The following is a 10,600-nucleotide window of genomic DNA, read 5'->3' on the forward strand; positions in this document are numbered from 1 at the left end:
ATTACCGGAGCTCCAGAATTTCTGTATAGGTCCGATCAGAATCGTAAATTGTTGTTGGAATACGCTCACCCTGAAACACGATAGTATCTTCCGGACGCGCTCTCCTTTCTTCCCGATTGTGTGCGACCAGAACGTACTCCTTTCCAACATATGGTTCGATTTCCTCTAGGACGTCTCCGCTCGCTTGTGATTCCGACAACAAGAGCACAACTTGATCCGACAATTCGGATATAAACCTTGCCGTACTCCTTCGGTAATGGGGGTCTAGTTGCCCGAACGGTGAATCAAGCACAAGAGGAGCAACGGTACCAGGTATAAGGTAGCCACCCGCAGTCTGGCCTTGTCGGGTACGCGCAAATTTGATCAATGCTGACATAAAGGCAAGGCTAAGCAGCTGATTTTCACCGCTGCTTTTAGCCGTTACTGTGCCTTCGTGATGAAGCTCCATCGAGAAGTCCGAGTTAATTTGAGCCTGATACGCGCGTCGTGTTGTTTCGTCCAAAATATCATTTATATTTTTTTCAACTGATTTACGTGCTGACTCGATATGCTCGTTTGCAATTGATTCCAGACGCTCTTGGGCTGCTTCTGCCAGCCGTATGCGAGCCTGAATAGGGCTAAGCTGCCTGCTCTTCGCTGCGACTCTCCTTATATTGCTTTTGATCTGATCCGCCTCAATCTTAAACCTCTCGATATTTGAGTCGAGAATACCTATTTTCTTACTTGCTTCATCTCTCAACCGATCCCACTCAGCACGCTTCGCTTCCTTCTCCTTTATCTCTTTAACATCAATACCCTTTAACTTTTCCTTACAATCCGTAATTTTTTGCTCGGCAGCTGTAATTGCGTCGCTGACTTTTGCAATCTTTCGTTCAATCTCTTTGTACTTATCCATTGCCCCTTCGGTACCTTGCGAAAAAGACCGGATGAAGGCTTGGACCGCGACAATCCGACGCTGAACGGTGGAATCACCCGCATCACCTGTAAGCTTAGCTACTGCATTGAATTCGTTCGTTCCTGGCTCTAGGCTACGCCCACATACACATGACCGGGCATTAAGCAAACTGCGAACGAACTCCTCATTATAGGGGCTTGGAATTCTCCCGGACCTTGATTCACTTTCCAGAAGGCTCTGTAAACGTATTAATTTTTCATGGGCTAGCATAGGGGCTAAGAATTCTCTAAGCCAGGTAACTTTTTGCGAAAGAAGATCATCATCTTGTGTCTTCTTGTCCTCGAGTATTGAGGACTGGGTATCACGCATTTCTTGTATTGCCGCGGCATTCTCGTTCTTACGAAGCGCGTCCTCAAGAACATTGATTTGCTTCACAGCAGTGTTGTACTTGTCTTGGCACTCCTTTTTTTCCGCTCTCCATTTTTCTATCTGAACTTCAACTTCGTCATACCTATCCGCCAATGAACGCACTTCATCCTGACCCGGGAGGTCGCCCATTTCCTTCCTGTCACGTTTAACCCAATAACTAAGATCCTTTATAGCATCTTCTAGAAGGTTGCATCCCAATATGTTCTTGATCGCTTCTTCCGTCGCTTTCTTATCACCCTCGGCAGAAAAGGTCTCAGCAGCTTCCCCATCAAAGAAGAAATATGGAGCCATCTCTTCGGGTACTACAGAATTTATAAACGACTTTGGTGCATCTAAAGCACGACTTATTCCATTTTCGACAGCGTACGCAGAAAAATCCCAATCTTTTTTGAACCTTGGTCCAGCACCAGAACCACGCTTATCCAAAACCCTACGAAGTATGCGGAACTGGGCGTCGGCATGCATGAGCTCTACTTCAATTGATGCTTTTTTCTTTCTTTCTTTGACTGCTTCGTTATTGATCAAACTTTTCGCTTTCTCAAAACGACTGGTCGTCGTCTCATAAAAGCACCACAGAATAGCGTTCAGTATGGTCGTCTTACCAACGCCATTAGCCGCATGAATTAAAGTGACATTCTTCTTATCGCTCGTGGATAAGCACAGAGATTGCTCGCCGTAGAACTGCCGCCAATCCTCTATCTTTATGCTACGAATCTTCATGCTTAGTCACCTGGTATCCGATTCTTTCAAGTTCTGAGCGAATTCTCTCACGCCTCTTGGTTTCCGCACCTCTATTCTCGTGAGCGTACTCTTTTTCAATTTTTATAACATCTTGAACTAATTCTTTGACACTGATTTCAAACTCATCTGTTTCTTGATCATCCTGGGCCATTTTTTCACCTCGCTGCATATGGCTAAATCTCATTCAAATCTACATTATTAATGCTGTCGCAAAACAGCAGGCAATCAATACTTACCAAAACCTGCTCCCGGAAGGGGCGTGGATAGGCTGTAATTTCGCCTCCAATAACACCGCCACGGTTCGGCTATAGGCGCTCTTGTTGAAGGCGGCGTTCTGTCGCCTCAGCAGGGGCTCACGGTATTGGTTTACGCCCTTAAGGGAGACCGACTGATCAAATGTGAGGTATTGGGTGGTTTCTGGGTAGAAATGGTCGTGTTTGGCGAGCTCCGGGCGAACTCTACCCACCCGAGCCACGGCAAAGTGGACCTGTTGGCCGTCGGACCTGGAAATGCCGCTATCGCTTCGGGGTTGGTAGTAGATCACCCAACCCCCCGCCGCAGCCTCCATCTGGCGCAGGAAGGTCCGCGGGAAATGGTAGTGTGCTTCCGGCAGGTCGTCGTAGATAGAACTGGGGAAGATTGTGAGAACTGCCTTGGCCATCGCGATTCCGTTCGTCGATTATGTAAAGAAATTAGGGTAGCAGCGCTATGCATGGCTTAGAAGGCTGATATTGCCATTTCAATCATATATCTCCAAGCTTTCCTGGCAATGACATCGTTCGCCATACACGACATCTACTACTGCCCCTCCAGACTCCTGCCGAGTGCTAAGCTCCTGCTCACGCTGGTAGCTACCGCCGTATTCAAAGCCGTTCACCCGCGCGGGTATGTAGCCGCAACGCTTCGACGGGGATTCTCCAGGTATCGGAGCTAAAACCACCTGATGGATGGCGAATATGTACGGCTTGAGCCGAGTGGTCATCCGTGGAGAGTTTCCTTATATGGCTGCCTTTCCCTTCTTTGCCAATAAGATTGGTCTGCCTGATATTGTAGTCCTTCGAGCGTTTCTTCCATTCTGAGTGCACAAGCCACCCCAGGCCGACGACGCAGTCTGGCCTAAGCGTCTCAAATGTATCTTTGAAGCAGCGCCAGCCCCACTCGAGCTCTTCGCTCGTTGGATCCTTTCTAGCGGCATCTGCCACTACAGCCGGCACATAGTTCACCAAGGCAATGGAATGCCAGAATTGCTTGCGCTCGTCGTCACAGGTATCTTCTACTGGCTTTCCCAACCCTACCTGCTGAATACGGGTCCAGAAAGCGTTCCTTTCGCGGCGTTCGACACCAAATTTCTTTGTATCCTCGATCAAATGCTGCGCGTCTACTTCGGAGTCATGGCTCCAGTACGCTGAAAGGCCGACAAACATTAATTTGAGCCCGAAGATATTATCCGGGCTTTCAAACAAATCGCCTTTCCATGGTTCGATTTGGGTTTTGGATGAGAAATCAACTTTATTGGCCACTTTACGCAGCTCCATTCGTATCCTTTAAACAAGAGCGAGGAACCCCATTCCTGGCGATTCCAGTTGCCTTCCACGTCTCTGTTCCATCAAGACTCTCTTAAGAGCACCCGAATTCAATTCAATCCCACGAACAAGAGCCTGACGCCGGGCCACATTGAAATCCCCCGGGGCCACAGGCCCAATCTGCTTGAACTGCGCCAAGTCAGCCTCGCTGGGCTCTTGCCCTTCTTGGGCTCTCAGCGTCGCCCGCGCCATATCCACCACCTGTTCAGGCTTCAGCCAATCCAGCTTGATGCGCCAGTCGAAGCGGCGCATGGCGGCGGGGTCCAGATGGTCTATGCGGTTGGTGGCTGCGATGAAGATGCCGGGGAAGGTTTCCATTTGCTGGAGGATTTCGTTGGTGAGGCTGACTTGCCATTGTTGGCTGGTGCCTTCCCGGTTGGCGACGAGGCTGTCGGCTTCGTCCAGCATGAGCACTCCCTGTTCACGGCGGGCTTGTTCGAAGAGGCGGCGAACGTTTTGTTCGTTTTCGCCTACGAAGCAGCCTAGCAGTTGGGCAGCGGATTTGCTGACCAGGGGGAGATCGAGGCGTTCGGCCAGGTAGTGGGCGAAGGCGGTCTTGCCGGTGCCAGGTGGGCCGTGGAGGAGAATGCGGCCCATTCGGCTGCGGGCCAGGCCGTTGGCGATGGGTTCGATGTCGGTGTCCGGGTTGAGCCATTTGAGACTGTAGGGGGCGTTGTCGTTATGGGGGGGCTGGTAACGCTGGCCGTGAATGACCCGAAGGCGATGGTCGAGCAGGCGTTCCAGGCTGGCTTCGGTGGATGCCGGATGACTGGTGGCGAGGCTTTGGCTGGCCCTGGCCAGTATTTCCACATCGGCGGCGGTGATGTCCGGGGTCCGGGTCAGGTAACGGCCCAGGCGGGTTTCTGCCAGGTGCTCGGGCAGTTGTCGGCGGACCAGGCGCTCACGGGTGGGTTTGTTGGCCTGTGGCATGTCGATGACCAGGTCGAAGCGGCGCAGGTGGGCCGGGTCAATGCGGGCCACGGAGTTGGTGATCCAGAGGGTGGGGACGGGATTGGATTCAAGGAAACGGTTCATCCAGCCCTTGCTGTGGTCAGCGCTGTCCTGGTTGCCAAGCCCCAGGTCACGGCCGAAGACATCCTCGATTTCATCGAAGATGATCAGGGGCCGCTTGGCGTGGGCGAGGATTTCCTGGGCCAGGCTCATGTCACGGGTTCGGGCGCTGGCATCATCCCCGGGCTGCAGGTCGGCGATCTCCCAGGCATCGGCGGCCAGTTCCCGGGCCATGAGGCGGGCGAATTCGCTTTTCCCGGTGCCGGGTGGCCCGGCGAGCAGGACGTTGCAGTGGCCGGGGCTGGCGGCGTTATTGGATGGCTGTTCGCGGGCGGTGTTATCGCGGCGTTGGTAGGCGTGGGCCAGCCTGCTTCGGATCAGCTCGGCTTCCTGCTGCATGTACTGGAAGTCTTCCCAGGCCAGGCGGCTGGGGCGTGCGGGGTACATGGCATCGCGCAGGAAGTCTTCCAGATCCAGTTCCCGGGCACCGAGGGCGTCGATCAGCCCGGTCCGGATGCCGAGCCGGGAGCAGAAGGGGAAGTTGGAGCCGTCCATCAGGCTGATCAAGCCAGCCCGACGCAAGACGCCATCCGATCGCAGACAGGCCGCCACGCCGGAAGCTGAAGCCTGCAGGCCGGTGCTGATGGCCTCGATCAAGGCGTGCTGTGGGGCCTGGGGATAGAGGGCGTCGATGAGCATTCGCGCGGTGGGGTCGGCTCGGGTGATGACGAGAAAGCCCAGTGCATCGCGCTCCAGCGGGGTCAGCCCCAGCTTTTCTCGCAGGCTTTCGAGATTGCGGGCAAAGCGGCCCCCCGGGCGAATCCGGGCCGCCTGCAGACGCTGGGCGCGATCACTTAGCAGGTGCTGAATCTCGGCCGCTTCCAGGGCCTGGTGGGTTTCGATCCCCATTTCATCCAACAGGCTGTGCAAGGGGCGGCGATCGTCCTGCAGCAGCAGATGGATGCGGCCCCGCCGAGCCAGGAGAAGGTTGAGTAGCCAGGTGGCGGTCAGGGCCGAGAAGTGCTGAGAACGACCCTCCGCCGCCCTGGATTGGGCCTTGATGCGTTCCAGGAATGCCTGGGGAGACATGACGGCCTCCTAGGCCAGCCGCTGGGCGCGGATGGTCTGGATGCGCTCGCGGTGGCCGGGGGCCTGTGGGGGCAGGATGCCCCGGTACCGGGCGTGGCCACCCTGGCCGTCATGGAGTCGGTAAAGGATGGTGACTTTCTCGCCAGTGGCGGCGAGTGTGGCCTGGTGGCCGGTCTCGAAGCGGTTTTGTGTATTCATGAGCGCCACCCCTGTAGGTCGAAATTGGCTGAACCGAAAACGGGGCGACACACCCCACCGCGTCCCTGCCAGGCGAGCTCCGCCCAGCGGGTGGGATGTGTCGCAGGTTTCAGCGTAGGTGGGGGTGGCGACAGCTGATGTCGCGCGCCGTTGGCACGCTGAAAAGCATTCAAGGGCAGCTCTTTCAGGGCTAAGCCTTGCACTTTTCACCGCGCCGCCGAGACGAGGTGGCCTGTTGAGCTGCGGAGCCCCACACAATCCGGGCCACCATCATGAAAACTTCTCATACAAATCAAATTGAAGTCCTGGTCCACTCGCTACGCACACTCTGTGGCCTCTCAAGTCGACAGCTGGGGCGGGCTGACGAACGTATTCGATGCCGCAAGATCAAGGAAGGTGTCTCATGGCTACACGATCTGACCACGAGCGGGACAATCCTGGCCATATTGCTTCGGCTTGCCAGGGCTAAAGGGCCTGATGAGGCTATCTGGCAAGTTCGCTGCCTGTTTAATGGCCCGCGTTGCAAAGACAGTGAGCCGGTTAAGCAGGCTATTGAGAATAGCAACCGATTTTGGGGTTGGTCTCCGCCCGATCAGCCTCTCTGTTACATTCTCGACATCGAACTCTTCCACGCCTGCCGGGAGCTCCCGGCAACCCAGGACTTCGTGGACCTACTTGAAAATACTGCCAGCCCGCGCCACGCGGCCATGCTGGCATCATGGATTTTGACCGCCCCGGCACAATCGCTCAATCAGACCCCCGCCGTGAGGCTATTCGGGAAGATTGTGCGTCGATTTGGAGATGATCGGATGTGCCCTGCCCAATTGGCAGCCGCGCAGAGGGACTGGTCTCAGGCAACTCTATTCGAAGCCGACCACTTCCGTATGATCCAGCGGATTTACCAGACTATTGAAAAACTGGAAGACCCCGAATTGATGCACGGTTTCTCAAAAATCTCACGGCAAATCCCGCAGCCTGAGACTCGATATGAAACGATTCTGAAACTGCCCGGAATCACCGATCTCACCCGCCGTCGAGAGCTCATGCGTTTTGCGGCGCAACTAAAAAGCAACAATAGGAGCCTGCGGCAGAAGGCCATTCGAAACGCCTTGAAGCCGCAACTCGGAGTCGACTAGCAGCTAGGTCGGTATCAGACGCCAGCTGGAAGCTTCAAAGAACGCTTCGCCAGTGCTGAACGGACAGTCTCCATTCTGACTAACCAGCTTAGCGTCATCCCATAGGGTGATTAGCTTGCGGAGTTCGCCTTTCAAATCCACCAAGAGTTCCTCATCGAGGAGGCGCTCCACTTCCTGCGCAGACAGGCAGGGGCCCCAGAGCGGACTAATATGAGCTTTTTCTTCCAATGGCAGAGTTGCCCAGCCGAGGCCGAGGTGCTTTAGAACCGCCTTGGGGAGCCTCTTTACATCAGGATGCCACTTAGCATCGTTCTCAGGAATCTGGGCAACAACCGCGTCTGAAGACAACTCCACCTGATACGCCTGCCCTTCGATATCCAGTGCCTCTGGATCGGGGCCCGCAAACACCGAGTGCCGCCGGTTAGGCATATCCTCGGGCCTCGCCCATTCCCAGAGATTATCCACGATGTAGGGCACATTACCGGGCGGACGACGAGTGGATTTCGATTTCTGATACTCGAAGATACTACTGTCGGTTTTATTCGTCTTTCTATACAGCTTAATGCTCAATGTACCTCTCCATGGTGACCTAGAAACAACTCCGCACTCTCAAACCTAGCTAGCCGCTTGAGCCGAACCGGGACCGAAAAATATCCAAAAACTCTTGAAATAGACCGACTCGCTCTGCTGCATCTTCTGCGGATTCGCCATCTTCAATAGCAACTTCCTCACCATATATGACAATCGTGGGTGTTTTACCACCCCCACCCATATTCCCAACAAGACGAGGCTCATGTTGGGCGATTTTATGAATCTCCCATGCCCGCAGTTCATCATAATGCACTCCTTCGCGAGGAATCTGATAATGGATCTCGTGAATATCTGGCAGATACACCTTTGGTTTAGATCTATGGTTCGCGGCCCGACGATATAAATTATTTGTTATCCCGATATAATCGATTCCGTTACCGGGTGCAACAAATCGATACATTGCCCACTGCTGGGGCAACGTCGAATAGCTAAAATCCTTGCGCCATACACGTGGTTTTCCGCGGGGAAAGGGAGATTGCATAAATCCTCCTAGTGAGGATATCCAAGTGGAGATATAAACAATTTACGATCAGCAATACTATCCTCTATATGCGCTACGGCGTGACGCTCCACATCTACCAAATAGCAAATAATGGATCAATGTTATAGAACCACCGGATAATAAGCCTCACCCCAATAATCCTGGTCATTATCCATCATGATCTCGATAATAACTGGGACGAGGTCGCCCAGGATCTGGTTGGCGTCGGCAAGCTGCTGCCGATTGACCTGGCTGTTCCAGGTGGCTCCGCCGTGGACAAGCTGGTTTCTCAGTGTGTAAAGGCGGCTAAAGACAATGCCGAGGATTTTGGCGGTGTTTTGCCTGGCCAACGATTTCTGGGCGGCGATGCGGGCGCTCCGAAATTCCTGCTCCCAATCTTCGGCCCCTTCAATGCCGTTCAGGTGATCCCAGTAGGGCTGAAACACGAACTGGTTGTCGAGCAGGACACGAATGGCCTGGGGATATTGCTGCCATACGATGCCGGATAGCCGACCTCCCGCGTCCAGGCGGACAATGCGTTCCAGAAATTCACCGAGGCGCCGGCCTTCGGCGATACGGATTTCACCAGTGTCATTGGCATAAGCTGCGTTAAAGGCGATCCAGAGAAAGATGAAACGACCGTCCAGGTCGTCCTCGCACTGCTCGGCACGGTTAAGCCAGCTCAGGGCGCGGTGCACGCGCAGGCTCAGGTTTTCCGGATAGCCATCACGCTCGGCGCGCTGGCGTTCCTTGAGTTCGGTGTATCCCTTACCCACGTTCACGCTCCCTGCCATCAACTGAATTTAACAGACTGCCCGATGCTAGCAGGCATTACATCCCCTCGAACATAGCACCCTCGATTTGACCCATTAATCCCAAACGATCAATATTTTCTCCAACTTAAGCTTATCGATTAGCATCACCACTTAGCACATGCATGATGTTGCGCCCCGCTCAGGACCCAGTTTAAGCAATCCGAAGGAAGCACTATGTCAAACAAGACAGAAAAGACCACCATCGATCACATTGAAGCGTTACTTTCTGACCCGAATTTCCGAAAAGCTTCCTCATATGATCGATTCCAGAATATTTTTCATGTTCTGGAACTAAATGAGGTTTACCACAACCGGCTCATTGCTTGGCTATTGGATTCGCATCAGGGCCATGGATTCGGCACTCGGGTGCTGCGAGAGTTCTTAAAGAGCGCTATTCAACACGCAGATGATTTCTCAGAGCAAAAGGGCGTATCAAAAAAAGGATTTTGGTCCGAATGGCGATTATCGGATATGGATGCACATTCCCTGGAAGACACCATGGTCTTCACAGAGCATTCGTTTGAGGAAGGTGATGGAAGAACACTGCGATCTGACATTCTATTAATGAACCCTGGCCAGCAATTTACATTAGCCATCGAGGTAAAAACCGGGGCAAGGTTCGGAGATAACCAACTTGAGATGTATGAGCGCTGGGCTGCTTCAGAAGATGGGCATAATCGCGGCGTCATTGTTCTCGACTATAACGAGATGCTGATGACAGGAGAAACAGGACAAATAACAGAACCCGGCTACTTCTCCCCGATGGGCTTCTCCCCACTAACAGAACTCCTTAAGCAAATCATCGATGAAAAACCTGAACTCAACGTTACTGACAGCGTTATCCGACAATGGATAAATCACATGGAAGACACGGACAAGAGCTACCCCGAGGTAGCTGAAAACCTTGTCCCCTTAAGGACAAACCTGAAGGCTTCCCACCAGGAACCCATTGACGAAATAAATAAAGCAATGAATAGTCACTCCACATATGACCTCGCAAGAAATAGAAGTCGAGAATTAAAAAAAGAGGGCACCTACGGCGATGACGCACTACGGCTCGCCTACTTCGCTTACCGATATCAACACACCATGGAAATGCTCACCTCAAGCAAGGTATTTGAGGGCGTCATAGAAAAATTCAGACAGATACCAAAAAGTGCAGCAGAAGCTTACACTTCAGACTTGGCGATATCCCCTAAAGCACTGGAATCTTTCTGCAAGCCCCTGGGCGGCTCTGCCTGGATAAATTTCAGGCTCGACAAAATAGAATTGGATGGAAAGAAACGCACGACGAGGCCTGAAACCGCAAATAATCCCGGGCCGGGTAGACTGCAACTCCACCTCGAGCTACCGGAAGGCTTGCTCAGTGGGGATTTCAAAAGGGACGAGTGGAAAAAAGTCCTCGAGAAACTGAAAAATCGAGAAAAGCCAAAGGATCCTCTCTCAGCGACAGAAACCCACTGGTTTCATATAACTCGCTGGACTGGAAGAGAAGGCGAGGATTTCCCGGCGTGGGTCGAGACTCAAGTCAAAAAGCTGACTCAACTCCTCCATTGAAAGGATTAATACCCAAGCCGAACAATCCCTTGAGCGACACGCTATGTCGCTTTCTTGGCGGATACTCATGGGAT

At 53.2% G+C, this 10,600-nt stretch carries 11 protein-coding genes; 2 read left to right on the forward strand and 9 right to left on the reverse strand.

Features of this window, described 5'->3' with window-relative positions; genetic code table 11:
• Window position 1: 1 nt before the first annotated feature.
• The 6 genes from J2T60_RS08010 to J2T60_RS08035 form a co-directional block, all read right to left on the reverse strand.
• Window positions 2-2,044: an AAA family ATPase gene (locus J2T60_RS08010; protein WP_253448097.1), complete on the reverse strand. Its 2,043-nt coding sequence runs from the start codon at window positions 2,042-2,044 to the stop codon at window positions 2-4.
• Window positions 2,031-2,216, reverse strand: coding sequence for a hypothetical protein (locus J2T60_RS08015; RefSeq protein WP_253448100.1), 186 nt, complete (start codon window positions 2,214-2,216; stop codon window positions 2,031-2,033). Before J2T60_RS08015 ends, J2T60_RS08010 begins: the two co-directional genes overlap by 14 nt.
• 81 nt (window positions 2,217-2,297) lie before the next feature.
• Window positions 2,298-2,726: a hypothetical protein gene (locus J2T60_RS08020; protein ID WP_253448103.1), complete on the reverse strand. Its 429-nt coding sequence runs from the start codon at window positions 2,724-2,726 to the stop codon at window positions 2,298-2,300.
• Window positions 2,727-2,928: 202 nt separating this feature from the next.
• On the reverse strand, window positions 2,929-3,600 hold the full coding sequence (locus J2T60_RS08025) for a hypothetical protein (protein ID WP_253448106.1): 672 nt from the start codon (window positions 3,598-3,600) through the stop codon (window positions 2,929-2,931).
• 9 nt (window positions 3,601-3,609) lie between these two features.
• Window positions 3,610-5,748: an AAA family ATPase gene (locus J2T60_RS08030; protein WP_253448109.1), complete on the reverse strand. Its 2,139-nt coding sequence runs from the start codon at window positions 5,746-5,748 to the stop codon at window positions 3,610-3,612.
• A gap of 9 nt (window positions 5,749-5,757) precedes the next feature.
• The gene (locus tag J2T60_RS08035; RefSeq protein ID WP_253448112.1) at window positions 5,758-5,946 is read right to left on the reverse strand and encodes a hypothetical protein; all 189 of its coding nucleotides are present in this window, start codon (window positions 5,944-5,946) and stop codon (window positions 5,758-5,760) included.
• A gap of 272 nt (window positions 5,947-6,218) precedes the next feature.
• Between J2T60_RS08035 and J2T60_RS08040 the strand changes: the two genes are divergently transcribed.
• Window positions 6,219-7,082: a hypothetical protein gene (locus tag J2T60_RS08040; protein ID WP_253448116.1), complete on the forward strand. Its 864-nt coding sequence runs from the start codon at window positions 6,219-6,221 to the stop codon at window positions 7,080-7,082.
• 3 nt (window positions 7,083-7,085) lie between these two features.
• Here J2T60_RS08040 and J2T60_RS08045 read toward each other — a convergent pair whose 3' ends face one another.
• The 3 genes from J2T60_RS08045 to J2T60_RS08055 form a co-directional block, all read right to left on the reverse strand.
• Entirely contained in the window at window positions 7,086-7,652 is a 567-nt protein-coding gene (locus J2T60_RS08045; protein ID WP_253448118.1) for a hypothetical protein, read from the reverse strand.
• A 49-nt stretch (window positions 7,653-7,701) separates the two neighbouring features.
• Entirely contained in the window at window positions 7,702-8,154 is a 453-nt protein-coding gene (locus J2T60_RS08050) for a GIY-YIG nuclease family protein (RefSeq protein WP_253448121.1), read from the reverse strand.
• Between the two features lie 122 nt (window positions 8,155-8,276).
• Complete coding sequence (locus J2T60_RS08055) at window positions 8,277-8,930, reverse strand: HEPN domain-containing protein (protein WP_253448123.1); 654 nt, start codon at window positions 8,928-8,930, stop codon at window positions 8,277-8,279.
• A 213-nt stretch (window positions 8,931-9,143) separates the two neighbouring features.
• On the opposite strand from J2T60_RS08055, the gene J2T60_RS08060 reads away from it, so the two are divergent.
• Entirely contained in the window at window positions 9,144-10,526 is a 1,383-nt protein-coding gene (locus J2T60_RS08060; RefSeq protein ID WP_253448125.1) for a PD-(D/E)XK nuclease family protein, read from the forward strand.
• Window positions 10,527-10,600 lie beyond the last annotated feature (74 nt).

The organism is Natronospira proteinivora (assembly GCF_024170465.1).
Classification (GTDB): Bacteria; Pseudomonadota; Gammaproteobacteria; order Natronospirales; family Natronospiraceae; genus Natronospira; species Natronospira proteinivora.

Bases quoted from the DNA above. Each gene is read 5' to 3' on its own strand.
- J2T60_RS08010 (WP_253448097.1), bottom strand. From the start codon at position 2,044: ATGAAGATTCGTAGCATAAAGATAGAGGATTGGCGGCAGTTCTACGGC.
- J2T60_RS08015 (WP_253448100.1), bottom strand. From the start codon at position 2,216: ATGGCCCAGGATGATCAAGAAACAGATGAGTTTGAAATCAGTGTCAAA.
- J2T60_RS08020 (WP_253448103.1), bottom strand. From the start codon at position 2,726: ATGGCCAAGGCAGTTCTCACAATCTTCCCCAGTTCTATCTACGACGAC.
- J2T60_RS08025 (WP_253448106.1), bottom strand. From the start codon at position 3,600: ATGGAGCTGCGTAAAGTGGCCAATAAAGTTGATTTCTCATCCAAAACC.
- J2T60_RS08030 (WP_253448109.1), bottom strand. From the start codon at position 5,748: ATGTCTCCCCAGGCATTCCTGGAACGCATCAAGGCCCAATCCAGGGCG.
- J2T60_RS08035 (WP_253448112.1), bottom strand. From the start codon at position 5,946: ATGAATACACAAAACCGCTTCGAGACCGGCCACCAGGCCACACTCGCC.
- J2T60_RS08040 (WP_253448116.1), top strand. From the start codon at position 6,219: ATGAAAACTTCTCATACAAATCAAATTGAAGTCCTGGTCCACTCGCTA.
- J2T60_RS08050 (WP_253448121.1), bottom strand. From the start codon at position 8,154: ATGCAATCTCCCTTTCCCCGCGGAAAACCACGTGTATGGCGCAAGGAT.
- J2T60_RS08060 (WP_253448125.1), top strand. From the start codon at position 9,144: ATGTCAAACAAGACAGAAAAGACCACCATCGATCACATTGAAGCGTTA.